Origin of the sequence: Streptomyces sp. NPDC050997 (assembly GCF_040660135.1) — a bacterium.
In the GTDB taxonomy this organism is placed as follows: domain Bacteria; phylum Actinomycetota; class Actinomycetes; order Streptomycetales; family Streptomycetaceae; genus Streptomyces.
Genome location: NZ_JBFAGK010000008.1, coordinates 217187 through 233218 on the forward strand (window position 1 = coordinate 217187; position 16032 = coordinate 233218).

Sequence of the window (16032 nt, forward strand, 5' to 3'; positions counted from 1 at the left end):
TCCTGTAGTGAGTGGGGGATGGGCCCTGAGGTGGGGCCTCGACCAGATTCACACGACCGGACACAGCGCGCATTTCGATCAACTACGGTGCGTAGCGCGGGCCTCCTCGTCCGCTGCCCCACCTGCGCCGACGAGCCCCGTCCGCATTCCCTCCAAGCGGGACGCGAACCGCCTCATCTCCCGTTGTCCCACGGTCCCGATGAGCCCGGGCAGGTACCCCCGCACCCCCTGCGTCCCGCGCAGCCACCCCTGCCCGTAGACATGGCTCGACCTGCGCTCGATCCCGGCCACGATCCTGTCCACCGCCGGACCCAGCGGATACGTCTTGTTGGACGGCCACGGCAGCCGCTGCCGCAGCTCCCGCATCACGTCCTCCTGATCGGCCCCGCGCACCATGTCGGTGTCGGTCCAGGACAGGTAACCGACCCCGACCCGCACCCCCTTGTAGCCGACCTCGGCCCGCAGACTGTGCGCGAACGCCTCCACGCCCGACTTGGACGCGCAGTACGCGGTCATCATCGGCGCCGGGGTGATCGCGGCGAGAGAGGCGATCTGGAGCAGATAGCCCCGGCTCTCCATCAGCACCGGCAGGAACGCCCGGGCGGTCACCGCCGACCCGATCAGGTTGACCTCGATCACCCGCCGCCAGGCCACCGGATCGGAGTCCATGAAGGGCCCGCCGGTGGCGACACCCGCGTTGGCGACGACGATGTCGACCTTCCCGAACCGCTCCTTGACCTCCCGGGCGACCTGGGCCATCGCCTCGTGGTCGGTGACATCGGCGTACCAGTGGCCGCTGTCGCCGTGCAGCCGCTCGGAGACCTCCTTGAGCGCGGCGGGCTCCAGCCCGACCAGTGCCACCGTCGCCCCGCGCGCGGACAGCTTGCGAGCCAGCAGCTCCCCGACACCGCGCGCGGCTCCGGTGACGACCGCGACCTGCCCTTCGAGACCGACCCTGCTCATGCGTCCTCCTTGACGTGACCGATCTGGACGTACGTGGTGACGAGTTCCCGGATCTTCCCGGTGACCGGCGCGGGCGCCTCGACCGGGGCCATGTGACCGATGCCGGGCAGCTCGGTCAGGCCCACACAGTCCGGCAGCGCGGCGACCAGCGCGCGGGCCTGCACGGGCGGGGTGAGCCGGTCGGACAGGCCCACGACCACGGCCGTCGGTGCGCGCAACTCCCGTACTCCGTGGTCGAGATCGAGCAGGTCGAGCACATGCGACCAGGCGTACCGCACCGCACGCGGGCAGGCGTGCACGATACGGGCGCACGCCTCCACCATGCCGGGGGCCGAACCGGCGCCCATCGTCCCGTACTTGAGGATCCGGCGGGCGAGCGGCGTGACCGGTCCGAGCGGGGCGCGGGAGCCGAGGAGCCGCCGGGTCAGCCAGGTCCGCGACCGGCCCGCGCGAATCGGTATCACCAGCGACTCGGCGACCAGCCGCGAGGAACCGGTGCTGCACAGCAGGACGGCCGCCGTGTGTTCCCGGAAGGCGGGCCGGGTGGCCGCGGCCAGCACCGTCATGCCGCCCATGGAGTGACCGGCGATCACCGCCTTCTCGCCCGGCGCGAGGGTCGCCCTCAGGACGGCTTCGAGGTCGTCGGCGAGAGCGTCGGTGCTGCAGGCCGGGCTCGCCGGGCTGCGTCCGTGGCCGCGCTGGTCGTAGGCGATGACCCGGTGGTCGACGGACAGGTCCCGTATCTGCGCCGCCCAGAAGGCCGTCGAGCAGGCCCAGCCGTGGGCGAGGACGACAGGTGCGGCGCCCTCGGGTCCGTGCACCTCGACGTGCAGGCGGGCACCGTCGGCGGAGGTGGCGGTCAGTTCGCGGGCGGGCACCGGCGGGGCGTACGGCCCGGAGGAGACGTGCAGGACACGGCTCACGCGCTGACCTCGGCCTTCTTCTCCGTGGGCACCCGTACGACGTGGTACTCCCCGAGGTCCACCCGCCGGGTCGCGCGCCGGAACTCCGTCGTCGTGCCCGGCCAGATGGTGGTGTTGCGGCCGCTCTCGTCCAGGTACCAGCTGGTGCAGCCGCCCGTGTTCCACACCGTGCGCTTCATGCGCTCCTGCACCCGGTCGTTCCAGGCGCGCACGGCGCCGGGCCGGGCGTCGAGGGCGACCCGGCCGCCGAGGACGTCCAACTGCCGTACGAAGTCGGCCATGTAGTTCAGCTGGGCCTCGATCATCAGGATCATCGAGGAGTTCCCGAGGCCGGTGTTGGGGCCGATGACGGTCATCCAGTTGGGGAACCCGGCGGCCGAGGCGCCGCGCAGGGCCGCCATGCCGCCCTTCCAGGACTCGGCGAGCGTACGCCCGTCCGCGCCCACCACCCGGTCGGCGATCGGCATGTCCGTGACGTGGAAGCCGGTACCGAAGACGATCGCGTCGGCCTCGGTCTCGGTGCCGTCGGCGGCGACCAGCGTCGAGCCGCGGATCGCGCTCAGTCCGCTCGCGACGAGGTCCACGTTGGGCCGTGCGAGGGCCGGGTAGTAGGTGCCGGACAGCAGGATCCGCTTGCAGCCGATGCGGTAGTCGGGCGTGAGTTTGGCGCGCAGGGCCGGGTCCTTGATGGAGCGGGCCATGTTGCGTCTGGCCAACTGCTCGACGACGCCGAGCTCGTTGGGGCGCTTGGTGAACGCCTGGACCTGCAACTCCCGGATGCCCCACAGCAGTCCGCGCCGGGCCTGCGCGGTGAAGGGCAGCGCCCGGTGCAGTGCGCGTTCCGCGCCGCTGATCGCCCGGTCGGCGCGGGGCATCACCCAGGGCGGGGTGCGCTGGAAGAGGGTGAGCCGGGAGACCTCGGGCTGGATGGCCGGGACGATCTGGATGGCGGAGGCGCCCGTGCCGACCATGGCGACCCGCTTGCCGCGCAGGTCGACGTCGTGGTCCCAGCGGGCCGAGTGGAAGACCTTGCCGGGGAACGAGTCGAGCCCCGGGATGTCCGGGATCCTCGGTTCGGACAACGGCCCGGTGGCGGAGACGACCATGTCGGCACAGAGTGAGCCGCTGCTGGTCTCGATGTCCCAGCACAGCCGCTCGGCGTTCCAGGTCATCCGCTTGACCTCGGAGTCGAGGCGCAGGTGCGGGCGCAGTCCGAAGACGTCCGTCACCTGCTCCAGGTAGGCGCGGATGTGCTCCTGCCCGGAGAAGGTGCGCGGCCAGTCGGGGTTGGGCGCGAAGGAGAACGAGTACAGATGGGACGGCACGTCACAGGCGCACCCCGGATACGTGTTGTCCCGCCAGGTCCCGCCGACACCGCCCGCCCGCTCCAGCACGACGAAGTCGGTGACGCCCTCGCGCCGCAGTCGTACGGCGGCACCCAGTCCGCCGAACCCGGACCCGATCACCGCAACCCGCACGTGTTCCCGCACGTGTTCCCGCTCGGCCATCCCGAAGCCTCCACGCATCGCCCTGAACCCTGCCAGTGAATACTGGCGCAATGGGAGAGTAGAGCAGCTCCGTACGCATGGGTAGGGGGCGGGCCAGGACTTTCACCTCAGCGGCCGCCCCCGCGGGCACCGGGAGGACGACATAGGGTGCGGGCGTGGCAGACAAGCGTGAGTACCGCATGGAGGAGCTGGCCGGGGAGGCCGGGATCACGGTGCGCACCCTGCGCTTCTACCGCGAGCGCAAGCTGATCCACCCACCGCGCCGCGAGGGCCGTATCGCCTGGTACGACGACAGCCATCTGGCCCGCCTGCGCACCATCACCGCCCTGCTGGAACGCGGCCACACCCTGAACGGCATCGCCGAACTGGCGGAGGCCTTCGACCACGGACGCGACTTCGGTGAACTCCTCGGCGTCGACACCCCCACCGAGGAGGAGCCGGTCCGCCTCACCCCGGAGGAACTCGCCGCCCGCTTCGAGGGCCAGGTCACTCCCGAGAACTTCGCCGCCGCCCTGGACCTCGGCTACCTCGGCACCGCCGGCGACGAGATCGTCCACATCAGCCGCCGCCTTCTGGACGTCTCCTCCACCCTGGTCCAGGAGGGCATCCCGCTCGCCGAGGTCCTGTCCGTGGGCGCCCGCGTCCGCGAACACGCCGACGCCCTGGCCGACCTCTTCACCGAGCTGATCCTCCGCCACGGCCCGGAGGAGAACCTCCAGCGACTGCGCCCGCTGGCCCGGAGCGTGGTGGAGGCGGAACTGTCACTTGCGTTGGACCGGCGGTTGCGGAAGCGGGGCCGCACGGGTCCGGACCAGGGCTAGACCAGGGCCAGCAGGGTGCTCCTAGCGGTCGTAGACCACGGTCACCGGAGCGTGGTCCGACCAGCGCTCGGCGTGCGTGGCGGCGCGCTCGACGTACCCCTTGACCGCCTTCGCGGCGAGACCGGGCGTCGCACAGTGGTAGTCGATCCTCCACCCTGAATTGTTCTCGAAGGCCCGCCCCCGGTACGACCACCACGTGTACGGCCCCTCCGCCTCCGGATGCAGCGCCCGTACGACGTCGACGTACCCGCCCTCCGTCGCGTCCAGAACCCGGGTCAGCCACGCCCGCTCCTCCGGGAGGAATCCGGAGCTCTTCTGGTTGGCGCGCCAGTTCTTGAGGTCGGCCTGCTGGTGGGCGATGTTCCAGTCACCGCAGATGACGACCTCCCGGCCGTCGGCGGCGGCGCGTTCGCGCAGGTCCTTGATGTGGGCCAGGAACTCGCCCATGAAGCGGACCTTCTCGTCCTGACGCACGGTGCCGACCTCACCGGAGGGCAGGTAGAGCGAGGCGACCGTGACGCCCGGCAGGTCGGCCTCGACGTAGCGGCCGCTGGTGTCGAACTCCGAGGAGCCGAAGCCGATCCGGACCCGGTCGGGCTCACGGCGGGTGTAGAGGGAGACACCGGCCCGCCCCTTCGCGACGGAGGGCGCGTGCACGACGTGCCAGCCTTCGGGGGTGCGGACGTGCTCGGGCAGCTGCTGCGGCTCGGCACGCACCTCCTGAAGACAGACGACGTCGGCGGAGGTCTCCGCGAGCCACTCCACGAACCCCTTCTTCGCGGCGGCCCGCAGCCCATTCACGTTCACGGTGGTCACAGTCAGCACCTGCGGCACCCTACCGGCAGGTCCACGCCGGACTGGACGGGGCCCGGACGTCGATCCAGTACAGATGTACGATTATGCGCGTGCATATACGCCAGGTCCCGTTCGACCACCCCGACGCAGTGAAGCTCAACGACGCCGTCCAGGCCGAATACCACGTGCGCTACGGCGACGGCGGCGACTCCACTCCGCTCGCCCCGTCGGACTTCGAACCGCCGAACGGCGTCTTTCTCATCGCCTACGACGAGGCGGACCGGCCCGTCGCCACGGGCGGTTGGCGGCGCCAGGACACCAACGGTGAGGGCAACGAGGACGGCGACGCCGAGCTCAAGCGCATGTACGTGATCGACGACATGCGCGGCCGCGGTCTCGCCCGGCGCCTGTTGGCGGCCCTGGAGGCGGACGCCCGCGCGGCCGGCCGTATCCGCATGGTCCTGGAGACGGGCATCAAGCAGCCCGAGGCCATCGCCCTGTACACCTCCTCCGGCTACGAGCCGTGCGTCAGGTTCGGCTACTACCGCGAGTACGAGGAAAGCCGCTGCTACGCCAAGAGGCTCAGCTCCTGAGGTAGGCCAGCACGGCGAGCACCCTTCGGTGCACGTCGTCCGCCGGCGGCAGGTCCAGCTTGGTCAGGATGGAGCCGATGTGCTTGCCGACGGCCGCCTCCGACACCACCAGCGCCCGCGCGATCGCGTTGTTCGACCTGCCCTCCGCGATCAGCGCCAGTACCTCCCGCTCCCGCGGGGTGAGCCGCGCGAGCGGATCCCGGCGCCTGCGCAGCAGTTGTCGTACGACTTCGGGGTCGACCACCGTGCCGCCCGCGGCGACCTCCCGCAGCGCCGCCACGAACTGCTCGACCTGCCCCACCCGGTCCTTGAGCAGATAGCCGACGCCGCTGCCGTCCCCGGAGTCGAGGAGCTCGGCGGCGTACGCCCGCTGCACGTACTGGCTGAGCACCAGCACCGGCAGCCCGGGGCGTTGCGCGCGCAGGCGCAGGGCCGCGTGCAGCCCCTCGTCCTGGAAGCCGGGCGGCATCCGGACGTCGGTCACGACGATGTCGGGCCGGTGCTCGGTGGCCGCGACGAGCAGCGCGTCCGCGTCGCCGACGGCGGCCGAGACCTCGTGACCGAAGCGGGTGAGCAGTCCGATGAGGCCCTCGCGCAGCAGCACGCTGTCCTCGGCGAGGACTATGCGCAGGCGTCGGTCTGTCGTCTCGGACGGCAAGGAATCTCCACACGCAGCAGGGTCGGTCCGCCCGATGGGCTGGACAGGGAGAGTCTGCCATCGAGCACTGACACCCGGTCGGCGAGACCGGTCAGTCCGGTGCCGCCGGCGCTGTCGGCGCCGCCGCCCCCGTCGTCGCGGATGGCGAGGGTGAGCCGCCCGCCCGCGTATCCACCGCTGACGGCGGCCCGGCCGGCCCCGCTGTGCCTGGCGACGTTCACGAGGGCCTCGCAGACGACGAAGTACGCGGCGGATTCGACGGGTTGGGGCAACCTTCCGGGCAGCTCCAGGTCCACGTCCACCGGGACCGGGCTGCGCTCGGCCGCGTCGGCGACGGCGGCTTCCAGGCCGTAGTCGGCGAGGACCTTGGGATGGATGCCGTGGATCAGTTCACGCAGCTCCGCGAGAACCTGCCCGGCCTCCTCGTGGGCCTTGGCAAGCTGGTCGGCGAGCGGTCCCGGCGGGACGTCGAGGCGGGCCAGGCCGAGGGTCATGGTGAGGGCGACCAGGCGCTGTTGGGCCCCGTCGTGCAGATCCCGCTCGATCCGCCGTCGCTCCGCCTCGAAGGCGTCCACCAACCGCACCCGGGAGCGCGCCAGTTCGGTGACCCGCTCGTTGTCCTTCGAGGTCAGCAGGGCCCGCGTCAGCTCGGCGCGGGCCCCGGCGACGATCCCCAGGGCGTAGGCGCCGGCCGCCAGCAGGACCAGCCCGAGCGCGGCGGACCCGAAGGCCCCCGGCCAGGTGTCGACCGTCCACAGCTTGGCCACCCTCGCCTCCCCGTTGACGGCGACCCACCACGGTACGGCGACCATGGCCAGCGGAACCCCGGCCGCGAAGGCGACGGCCAGCGCGTCCAGCGGCCACAGCACCAGCCCGAACAGCACGGCGTACGCCAGTTCCCGCCAGGTCGCCGGCTCCCGCAGCCGGGTCACCAGCCAGATACGCAACCCCGGCCCGTCGGGCACCCGGTGACCGTCGCCCGGTGCGGGTCCCACCCCGACCAGGCGCAGCCGCAGCCGCTCCAGGGCGGCCACGGGGATCCCGGCCAGCGCGGTCAGTACGAGCAGCGGCAGCCCGAACAGTACGACGGCCAGGGCCCCGCCGACGACGAGTCCGCCGAGGATCACGACCAGGACGACCACGCCGAGCAGCGCACCGCTGCCCAGGTAGGCGACCGCTCGCCAGGGCCACGCCGATCTCAGGTATCCGCGCCCGCCGGGGGCTGCGCTCAGTGCCTGCCACACGCTCATGGGGATCACCGTAGAAGCCGGGCGGGGGTGAGGCCATGGGCCCAGGCGGAGGCTCGGGGGTATGCCTGGCCCTACCCCAAGTGTCGGTTCTGCCGCACTGCTTCGGGGTGTGGTCGCGCGGTTGTCTTGCCCCACGTACACCGAACCAGTGGGAGCAGAGGCGGAGTTGAAATGGCGCAGATGAGACCCGACGCGATCGAACTGAGGGCCGTGAGCAGGCGGTACGGGACCGGCGGGAGCGCCGTGACCGCGCTCGACGACGTCACGCTCGCCTTCCCCACGGGCACCTTCACCGCCGTCATGGGGCCGTCCGGTTCGGGCAAGTCGACCCTGCTGCAGTGCGCCGCCGGGCTGGACCGGCCGGACTCGGGCTCGGTACGGCTCGGTGACACGGAACTGACGGCACTGAGCGAGCGCCGGCTGACCCTGCTGCGCCGCGCGCGCATCGGCTTCGTGTTCCAGGCGTTCAACCTGCTGCCGTCCCTGACCGCCGCGCAGAACGTCGCCCTGCCGCTGCGTCTGGCGGGCCGTCGGCCCTCGAAGGCCCGGGTACGGGAGGCGCTGCGCCAGGTCGGCCTCGGCGACCGCGCCGGCCACCGTCCCTCCCAGCTCTCCGGCGGCCAGCAGCAGCGCGTCGCGCTCGCCCGCGCCCTGATCACCCGCCCCGAGGTCCTGTTCGGCGACGAACCGACGGGCGCGCTGGACTCCCGGACCGGACGGGAGGTCCTGGCCCTGCTGCGGGACCTCGTCGACACCGAGGGCGGCACGGTGGTGATGGTGACCCACGACCCGGTGGCCGCGTCGTACGCGGACCGGGTGGTGTTCCTGGTGGACGGCAGGGTGAGCGGGGAGCTGCGAGGGGCGTCGGCGGGGGAGATCGCGGCGCACATGACAGAGCTGGAGGCCGCACCCCTGTCCTCGGCGGCGCCCAAGTCATCAGCGGCGCCCATGTCATCGGCGGCGCCCCAGTCCCCGGTGGCGCCCATGTCCTCGGCGGCACCCCTGTCCCCAGCGGCGCCCCAGTCCCCAGCCGCCCCCATGCACCGAGCCGGACCCGTCTCGAACGCCGCCTCGTCCGGCCCCGCCACGGAGGCCGCCCCGTGCTGAGCCTCGCCCTCCACACCCTGCGCACCCGCTGGGTGACCTTCACCGGCACGTTCCTGGCCCTGTGCCTCGGGGTCGCGCTGCTCACCGTGATGGGGCTGGCCCTCGCCTCCTCCACAGACGCCCCCGACCGGAAGCCGGAGCGGTTCGCGGCGGCGCCGGTCGTGGTGCGGGGGCAGGACACCCTGCGCGTGCCCACCCCGATCGGTGTCCGCACCGAGAAGCTGGCCCACCCCCGCCCCGTCCCGCCCCGCACCGTCGCCGCGCTGCGCGCCCTCGGCCCGGTCGTCGAGGACCGCACCTTCGCCGTACGGGCCACCGGCGCGCCCGCCGACCTGGTGGGCCACCCATGGTCGACGGCCGCGTTCGCCCCGTACGAACTGGCCGCGGGCCGCGCCCCGCGCGCCGCGGACGAGGTCGTGGCGACCGGTGACTGGACGGCCGTGGGCCGCCGGCTGCACACCGCCCACGGGACGGTCCGGGTGGTCGGCACGACCCCCGGCCTCGGCTTCGAGAACGCCCTCTTCTACTCTGACGCCCGCGCGGCCCGCCTGTCCCCGGTGAGCACCCAGCTGGTCGTGGCCGCGGACGCTGCGGCGGTACGGCGGGCGACCGCACCACCACGGCCCGTCGGTCCGAGCGTCCTCACCGGTGACGCCCGGCGGCTCGCCGACCCCCGACCCGACCAGGACCGGGAGGCGGTGACCGCGTTGAACGCGCTGTTCGGCACGGCCGGCGGGGTCGCCGGGTTCGTGTCGGTGTTCGTCGTGGCGTCCACCTTCGCCTTCGCGGTCGCCCAGCGGCGCCGTGAGTTCGGCCTGCTGCGCACGGCGGGCGCCACCCCGGGCCAGATCCGGCGGACGGTGGTCGCGGAGGCCCTCCTCATCGGTGTGCTCGCCTCGGCGGCGGGCTGCGCACTCGGCGGACATGCCGCCCCGTACCTGGCCGCACGGGTCGTGTCCGACGGTCTGGCGCCGGCCTGGTTCACCATCGGCGAGCATGTCTGGCCGTACCATCTGGCCTTCTGGACGGGCCTGTTAGTGGCGCTGAGCGGCGTGCTGGCCGCGTCCTGGCGGGCCGGCCGGACCGCCCCCACGCAGGCCCTGCGCGAGGCGTCCGTCGACACCGGCACCCTGACCCGGGGCCGCCTGCTGAGCGGTACGGTCCTGCTCCTGGCCGCCGCCGTGACCCTGGCGACGGCCCTGCTGACCGACCCGGGCGAGCTGCTGCACCGCAAGTCGTACGTCAGCCGTCCCATGCTGCTGATCACCGCGGTGGCCCTGCTCTCCCCGGTCCTGGTGCGGCCGGCGGTCCGGGTGGTCGCGTGGCTGCCGGCCCGACTGCCGGGCGCCTGCGGGCTGTTGGTGCGGGAGAACGCCGCCGCGGCCGTCCGCCGCACGGCCGCCGTCGCCGCTCCCGTCCTGGTCACGGTCGCCCTCACGGGTTCACTGCTGGGTGCCACCGCGACCCTGAACGAGGCGAAGGAGGCGGAGCTCCGGCACCGTACGACCGCCGACTTCGTGGTGACGCCCACGGCGTCCGGTACCGGCCCGGCCCTGGAGACGACCGGCACCGGACTCGCCCCGGAGACCGTACGGCGGCTGCGCGCGCTGCCCGGCGCCGAGGTCTCCGTGAGCGCGGCGAGCGCGGTGCACACGCTGGAGGACGGCGTGGCCCTGGTCAGGTCCGAGGTCCGCGCCGCCGACCCGAAGGCGCTCGCGGCGGCCGTACGCCTGCCGTTGACCGCCGGCCGGATCGCCGATCTCGACGACGACTCGATCGTGGTGAACGAGGAGTGGGCCCGGCACACCGTCGGCGAGCAGGTGACGGTGTGGCTGGGCGACGGCACCCGCAGGTCCCTGCGCATCGCCGCGGTCATGCCCACCGGCACGGGCGACAACGGCGTGTACGTCACCCCGGCGAACGCTCCGGACGCCCCCGTGGACCGGATCGACGTGAAGGTCATGCCCGGCGCGGACGCGAGCGCGGTGCGCACGCGGCTGCGGCAGGCGGTCCAGGCGTCCTCGCCCACGGGGGCCCGGGTCCTGACCCGGGAGGAATGGCTACGGGCGGTCTCGCCGCACACCGACGGCACGACCCGGCTCGGCTTTCTCCTGGTCCTCGGCCTCGCCCTGCTCTACTCCGGCCTCTCGCTGGCCAACACGCTGGTCATGGCCACCTCGGACCGGGTACGGGAGCTCGCCTCGCTCCGGCTGGCGGGAGCCACCGGCGGGCAGGTGCTGCGGCTGGTCGCGGCGGAGGCCCTGACCGTGGTGACGGTCGGCGCGGTGCTCGGCCTGCTCGTCGCCGCGCTCAACCTGCTCGGCATGAGAGCCGCCCTGGGCCTGCTCTCCGCACCGGCCCCGATCCACCTGCCCTGGCCTTCCCTCGGCACGGCGACGGCCGCGTGCGCACTGGTCGCGGTGGTCTCCGCCCTCGCCACACACAGAAGGGCCCGCCCGATCAACTGATCGGATCGGACGGGCCCTCGATTCCGCGTCACAACTTTTCCTTGTCGCAAATCTTGACAAACTTGCGCAATATTGCCAAACATTGCAGCACCGTTCAGGCATCACCGCTCATGCATCACCGTTCAGACATCGTCGTCGAGGAAACGGAGTACCGGCATGGCCCCCACCTTGACCGATGTGGCGAAGCGCGCGAACGTCGCGCTCTCCACGGCTTCCCGGGCCTTCAGCGCCCCGCAGCGACTGGGGCCGGAAAGCCTGCGCAAGGTCCTGGAGGCGGCCGACGAACTGGGGTACGAACCGCCTCTGCCACGCTCGGTCGACATGCAGTCGGACACCGCCACGGTGGCCGTGGTCGTCCCCGACATCGCCAACCCGGTGTTCGGCACCTTCGTCAAGGCCGCACAGGCCCGGGGATGGCACCGACGGCAGACGATCGTGCTGGCGGACACCGCCTTCGATCCGGACCACGAGCGAGAGGTCATCGCCCACCTCAGCGCCAGGTCCGCCGGCCTCGTCGTGTGCTCACCCCGCCTCGACGCCGAAGAGGTGCTCGCCCTGTGCGGTGACACTCCCGTCGTCCTCGTCAACCGCGAGACCACGACCGCCGACTGTGTCCTCGCCGACGCCACCGACGGGCTGCGTCAGGCCTTCGACTACCTGACCGCGCTGGGGCACCGCCACATCGCGTACGTCCAGGGATCGCAGCACTCCTGGTCCAACAGTCACCGCGTCGACCTGGCCCGGGCGCAGGCCGAGGGGTCGGGGGTGCGACTCGACGTCCTGGGCTGGCAGTCCGAGACGGTGGCCGGCGGTACCGCGGCCGCGGCCGGTGTGATCGCCTCCGGCGCGTCCGCCGTCATCGCGCACAACGACCTCGTGGCGCTCGGGGTGATCGCCGGAGCGCGTCAGCTCGGGGTACGGGTGCCGGACGACCTCAGTGTCATGGGCATCGATGACATGCCGCTCGCCGCGACCGCGCACCCGTCCTTGACCACCATCGCGGTCCCGATGGACCGAGCCGGCTCACTCAGCCTGGAACTGCTCACCCAGTCCATGTCCGGCGAGCGCCAGGAACCGCGCACGCTGCGGCTGCCCACCCAACTCGTCGTCCGCGGATCCACCGGCCCGGTCGTCGGCCACGCCCGTTCCGTCGCGAGGGAGCAGCACGCATGACCGACCAGAACCCAGTGATCGAGACCGCGAACACCGACGGCCTGACCGTGGTCGTCAGCGATCCTCATCTCCTCAGGTTCCGCGAGCAGTTCGAGGCCGCTCTGCCGGCCGAAACCACCGTGCGCTGGCTCGCCGCCGGGGACCGCGACACCCTCGTGGCCGCCCTCGGCGACGCCGATGTGCTGGTGTCGGGGGCCTGTCCCGCGGAGGTGGCCGCCGCCGGGAAGAGCCTGCGACTCGTGCACGCCGCCGGTGCGGGCATCGACGGGATCGATGTCGCCGCTCTGCCGCCGGGCACCCTCGTCGCCAACACCTTCCACCACGAGGACGCGATCGCCGAGTACATCGTGGCCTCCGCGGTGCTGCTGCGCCGCGGCTTGCTGCGCCAGGACACGGCCCTGCGCAAGGGCGTGTGGGAGCCGCCGGCGTACCCCGGACTCCTCGGCGAGGCCGTCGTGGGCTTCGTCGGCTTCGGACACATCGGTTCCCGGGCCTGGCAGCTGTTGCGCGCGTTCGGCGCGCGCGGCGTGGCCGTCACCCGCCGCGGCAGCGTGGACGCCGTGGCGGAGCGGCTGATCTGGGCCGGGGCCCTCGACGACCTGGATGCCCTGTTGGAGATGGCGGACGTCATCGTGGTGTCAGTACCTCTCACCGAACAGACCACCGGACTGATCGGCGCGGTGGAACTGGCCTCGATGGGGGAATCGAGTGTGCTGATCAACGTGGGCCGCGGCCCGGTCGTCGACGAGGACGCGCTGTTCGCGGCGCTGCGGGACGGTGTGATCGGGGGCGCGGCCCTTGATGTCTGGTACGACTACCCGTCAGGTGGTCGCACCGGCAGGCCCAGCCGGCACCCCTTCCACTCGTTGCCCGATGTGCTGATGACGCCCCACTCATCCGGGCTGTCCCGGAGCACCTTCGCCCGGCGTTCGGACGACATCACCACCAACATCCGTCGACTCGCCGCCGGTCAGGGGCTCGACAACATCGTGGCGGTGGCGCGATGAGCAAGCCGGACACCATCGTCGCCGCGGACGTCATCGTCACGAGCCCCGGCCGCAATTTCGTGGCTCTCAAGATCACCACCGAACAGGGGCTGACCGGCTGGGGCGACGCCACCCTCAACGGCCGTGAACTCGCCGTCGCCTCCTACCTGCGTGACCATGTCGCGCCGCTCCTCGTGGGCCGGGACCCCGCACGGATCGAGGACACCTGGCAGTACCTGTACCGCGGTGTCTACTGGCGGCGCGGCCCGGTCACCATGACCGCCGTCGGCGCGGTGGACCTGGCCCTCTGGGACATCAAGGGCAAGGTCACCGGGCAGCCCGTGCACCAGCTCCTCGGCGGCCCGGTCCGTGACCGCGTCCTGACGTACACGCACGCCACCGGTTGGGACGTGCCGGAACTGCTGGAGTCCGTGGACGCACAGCGCGAGCGCGGCTTCCTGGCGGTCCGGGCGCAGTCGGGCGTGCCCGGTCTGGACACGGTCTACGGGGTGAACAGGACGGCCGTGGGGGCGAGTTACGAACCCGCCGGGCGGGGCGCCACGCCGAGCGTGGAGGTCTGGGACACGGCCGCCTACCTGCGACACGCGCCCGCCGCGCTCACCGCGGTCCGGGAGCACGTCGGCCCCGAACTGCACCTTCTCCACGACGCCCACCACCGGCTCACCCCGAACGAGGCCGCGCGCCTCGGGAAGGCGCTGGAGGAGGTGGACCTGTTCTGGCTCGAGGACGTCACTCCGGCGGAGAACCAGGAAGTGCTGCGGCACACCCGCCGGCACACCACGACTCCGCTCGCGATCGGCGAGGTGTTCAACACCGTCTGGGAATGCCAGTCGCTCATCACCGAGCAGCTGATCGACTACGTACGGACGTGTGTCACACACGCCGGCGGGATCAGCCATCTGCGGCGCATCGCCGCGCTGGCCGAGGTCTGGCAGGTCAAACTCGGGCCGCACGGGCCCTCCGACGTCTCCCCGGTGGCGCTCGCGGCGTCACTGCACGTCGGCCTGTCCACGCCCAACTTCGCCATTCAGGAGTACATGGGTTACGACCCTCTGGTGCACGAGGTGTTCCGGCACGACTGGAGGTACGCCGACGGGTATCTGCATCCGGGCGACGCCCCCGGCCTCGGCGTCGAGGTCGACGAGGCCCTGGCCGCGCGCTTCCCGTACGAACCCGCCTACCTGCCGGTGGCCCGCCGCCGCGACGGCTCGATGACGGACTGGTGAGATGACGACCACGACCTCGCTGCCCCGCCTGGGATCCGGCACCGTCCCGGAGCACGCGCTGCTTCACCGTCGCGCGGTCACCGAGACCGGCATCGTGCACCTCGGGCTGGGCAACTTCCATCGCGCTCATCAGGCCGTCTACACCGCCGCCGCGTTGGCACACACCGACGGCCCCTGGGGAATCCTCGGCGTGGCGAGCCGTTCCGCCGCCGTCGCCGACGCGCTGCGCGCACAGGCCCACCGTTACTCCGTGGTCGAGATATCCCCGGAAGGAGAGCGGCTCACCGTACCGGCCGTGCACACCGGCGTGCTCGTCGCGGCGCACGACCCGGACGCCGTCGTCACCGCCATCGCGGCCCCGCGCACCCGGATCGTCTCCCTCACGGTGACCGAGCACGGCTACACCTTCTCGCCGCGCACCGGACACCTCGATCTCGACCACGACGGCGTACGGGCCGATCTGCGCGGTGACGCTTCCCCGCGCACCCCGATCGGCCAGGTGGTCCGCGGCCTGCAACGCCGCCTGCGCTCGTCCACGGCCCCAGTGACCGTGCTGAGCTGCGACAACCTGGCAGCCAACGGTTCCCAGGTCGCGCGGCTGGTAAGGGAGTTCGTCCAGGAACTGCCTCCGGCCGAGCGGGACGAGCTGGCCCCGTGGCTGGACGAGAGCGTGGCGTTCCCGAACACCATGGTGGACCGGATCGTGCCGGCCACCACGGACACCTACCGGGCTACGGTCGCCGAGCGGTTCGGGGTACGGGACGAGGTCCCCGTCCCCGCCGAGCCGTTCAGCATGTGGGTCATGCAGGACCGTTTCGCCGCGGGACGGCCCGGCTGGGAGCACGGCGGGGCTCTCTTCGCCGACGACGTCGAGCCGTACGAGCTGCTCAAGCTCCGCCTGCTGAACGGCACCCACTCGCTCATCGCCTACCTCGGCGCGCTCGACGGCAGGGCGACCATCCCCGAGGCGATCGCGCGGCCCCATATCTCCGAGGCCGCGCACCGGGTGCTGCACGGCGAGTACCTCCCCAGCCTGACCGTCCCCGACGACATCGACCTCGACGCGTATGTCGCGCAGCTCTTCGGCCGCTGGGCCAACTCGGCGCTGGGCCATCGCACCCGGCAGGTGGGCTCCGACGGCTCCGTCAAGCTCCGCCAGCGCGTTCCGGAACCGGCACTCCTCCATCTGCGGGCCGGGCGGATGCCTCATCACCTCGCCCTGACCGTCGCCGCGTATCTGTGCTGCATGGCCCCACCACCGGGTCTCGACGCGGGGCCGCAGTCCGCCGCCATGGCGGACCCGGCTCGCGGCCGTCTCCAGGAGATCACCGAAAGCAGCGCATCCGTCCCCGACTTCGTGACCGCTGTGATCGACACCGGTCTGCTGGGGGACGGTCTCGCCGAACACCCCGTCTTCGCCGAGCGGGTCGCCGAGCTCATCGGTGTCCTCGTACGGCATGGGACGGTCGCGGCGGCGGGCGCCGCGGCAGAAGCCACGGACTCGGATCCGCCGCCAGGCGTCTGAGCCCGCCCCACCTCC

The 16032-nt window shown here is 72.3% G+C and carries 13 protein-coding genes and 1 pseudogene; 8 read left to right on the forward strand and 6 right to left on the reverse strand.

Annotated features, from left to right (window positions below; genetic code table 11):
* Window positions 1-78 precede the first annotated feature (78 nt).
* From AB0H86_RS20605 to AB0H86_RS20615, 3 genes are read right to left on the reverse strand one after another with little or no spacing between them, the layout of a single operon-like run.
* Window positions 79-963, reverse strand: a complete 885-nt coding sequence (locus AB0H86_RS20605; RefSeq protein ID WP_362440304.1) for an SDR family oxidoreductase — start codon at window positions 961-963, stop codon at window positions 79-81.
* Complete coding sequence (locus AB0H86_RS20610) at window positions 960-1886, reverse strand: alpha/beta hydrolase (protein ID WP_362440307.1); 927 nt, start codon at window positions 1884-1886, stop codon at window positions 960-962. Before AB0H86_RS20610 ends, AB0H86_RS20605 begins: the two co-directional genes overlap by 4 nt.
* Window positions 1883-3394, reverse strand: coding sequence for an NAD(P)/FAD-dependent oxidoreductase (locus AB0H86_RS20615; protein ID WP_362440310.1), 1512 nt, complete (start codon window positions 3392-3394; stop codon window positions 1883-1885). Before AB0H86_RS20615 ends, AB0H86_RS20610 begins: the two co-directional genes overlap by 4 nt.
* Window positions 3395-3549: 155 nt before the next feature.
* Here AB0H86_RS20615 and AB0H86_RS20620 point away from each other — a divergent pair, with 155 nt between their 5' ends.
* Window positions 3550-4215 carry a MerR family transcriptional regulator gene (locus AB0H86_RS20620; RefSeq protein ID WP_362440313.1) on the forward strand — a complete coding sequence of 222 codons (666 nt, stop codon included), beginning with the start codon at window positions 3550-3552 and terminating at the stop codon, window positions 4213-4215.
* 21 nt (window positions 4216-4236) lie between these two features.
* On the opposite strand, the gene AB0H86_RS20625 is transcribed toward AB0H86_RS20620, so the two are convergent.
* Window positions 4237-5040, reverse strand: a complete 804-nt coding sequence (locus tag AB0H86_RS20625; protein WP_362440316.1) for an exodeoxyribonuclease III — start codon at window positions 5038-5040, stop codon at window positions 4237-4239.
* Window positions 5041-5120: 80 nt separating this feature from the next.
* Here AB0H86_RS20625 and AB0H86_RS20630 point away from each other — a divergent pair, with 80 nt between their 5' ends.
* Window positions 5121-5603, forward strand: coding sequence for a GNAT family N-acetyltransferase (locus tag AB0H86_RS20630; protein WP_362440319.1), 483 nt, complete (start codon window positions 5121-5123; stop codon window positions 5601-5603).
* Here the strand turns inward: AB0H86_RS20630 and AB0H86_RS20635 are convergent.
* Together AB0H86_RS20635 and AB0H86_RS20640 are read right to left on the reverse strand one after the other, a co-directional pair.
* Window positions 5593-6261 (reverse strand): response regulator transcription factor, encoded by a 669-nt coding sequence (locus AB0H86_RS20635; protein WP_362440322.1) that lies wholly within the window; start codon window positions 6259-6261, stop codon window positions 5593-5595. The genes AB0H86_RS20630 and AB0H86_RS20635 overlap by 11 nt on opposite strands.
* On the reverse strand, window positions 6225-7511 hold the full coding sequence (locus tag AB0H86_RS20640) for a sensor domain-containing protein (RefSeq protein ID WP_362440325.1): 1287 nt from the start codon (window positions 7509-7511) through the stop codon (window positions 6225-6227). Before AB0H86_RS20640 ends, AB0H86_RS20635 begins: the two co-directional genes overlap by 37 nt.
* Window positions 7512-7691: 180 nt before the next feature.
* Here AB0H86_RS20640 and AB0H86_RS20645 point away from each other — a divergent pair.
* The 6 genes and pseudogenes from AB0H86_RS20645 to AB0H86_RS20670 all read left to right on the forward strand — a co-directional run.
* Window positions 7692-8417, forward strand: a pseudogene (locus AB0H86_RS20645) (ABC transporter ATP-binding protein); the annotation flags it as partial.
* Window positions 8418-8611: 194 nt separating this feature from the next.
* Window positions 8612-11086, forward strand: a complete 2475-nt coding sequence (locus AB0H86_RS20650) for an ABC transporter permease (RefSeq protein WP_362440328.1) — start codon at window positions 8612-8614, stop codon at window positions 11084-11086.
* Between the two features lie 156 nt (window positions 11087-11242).
* Complete coding sequence (locus AB0H86_RS20655) at window positions 11243-12259, forward strand: LacI family DNA-binding transcriptional regulator (RefSeq protein ID WP_362440331.1); 1017 nt, start codon at window positions 11243-11245, stop codon at window positions 12257-12259.
* Complete coding sequence (locus AB0H86_RS20660) at window positions 12256-13266, forward strand: 2-hydroxyacid dehydrogenase (RefSeq protein WP_362440334.1); 1011 nt, start codon at window positions 12256-12258, stop codon at window positions 13264-13266. Before AB0H86_RS20655 ends, AB0H86_RS20660 begins: the two co-directional genes overlap by 4 nt.
* Complete coding sequence (manD, locus tag AB0H86_RS20665) at window positions 13263-14492, forward strand: D-mannonate dehydratase ManD (RefSeq protein WP_362440337.1); 1230 nt, start codon at window positions 13263-13265, stop codon at window positions 14490-14492. The genes AB0H86_RS20660 and manD overlap by 4 nt, the downstream gene beginning before the upstream one ends.
* 1 nt (window position 14493) lies before the next feature.
* On the forward strand, window positions 14494-16017 hold the full coding sequence (locus AB0H86_RS20670) for a mannitol dehydrogenase family protein (protein ID WP_362440340.1): 1524 nt from the start codon (window positions 14494-14496) through the stop codon (window positions 16015-16017).
* Window positions 16018-16032: the final 15 nt, after the last annotated feature.

Bases quoted from the DNA above. Each gene is read 5' to 3' on its own strand.
- AB0H86_RS20605 (WP_362440304.1), bottom strand. From the start codon at position 963: ATGAGCAGGGTCGGTCTCGAAGGGCAGGTCGCGGTCGTCACCGGAGCC.
- manD (WP_362440337.1), top strand. From the start codon at position 13,263: ATGAGCAAGCCGGACACCATCGTCGCCGCGGACGTCATCGTCACGAGC.
- AB0H86_RS20615 (WP_362440310.1), bottom strand. From the start codon at position 3,394: ATGGCCGAGCGGGAACACGTGCGGGAACACGTGCGGGTTGCGGTGATC.
- AB0H86_RS20660 (WP_362440334.1), top strand. From the start codon at position 12,256: ATGACCGACCAGAACCCAGTGATCGAGACCGCGAACACCGACGGCCTG.
- AB0H86_RS20640 (WP_362440325.1), bottom strand. From the start codon at position 7,511: ATGAGCGTGTGGCAGGCACTGAGCGCAGCCCCCGGCGGGCGCGGATAC.
- AB0H86_RS20670 (WP_362440340.1), top strand. From the start codon at position 14,494: ATGACGACCACGACCTCGCTGCCCCGCCTGGGATCCGGCACCGTCCCG.
- AB0H86_RS20655 (WP_362440331.1), top strand. From the start codon at position 11,243: ATGGCCCCCACCTTGACCGATGTGGCGAAGCGCGCGAACGTCGCGCTC.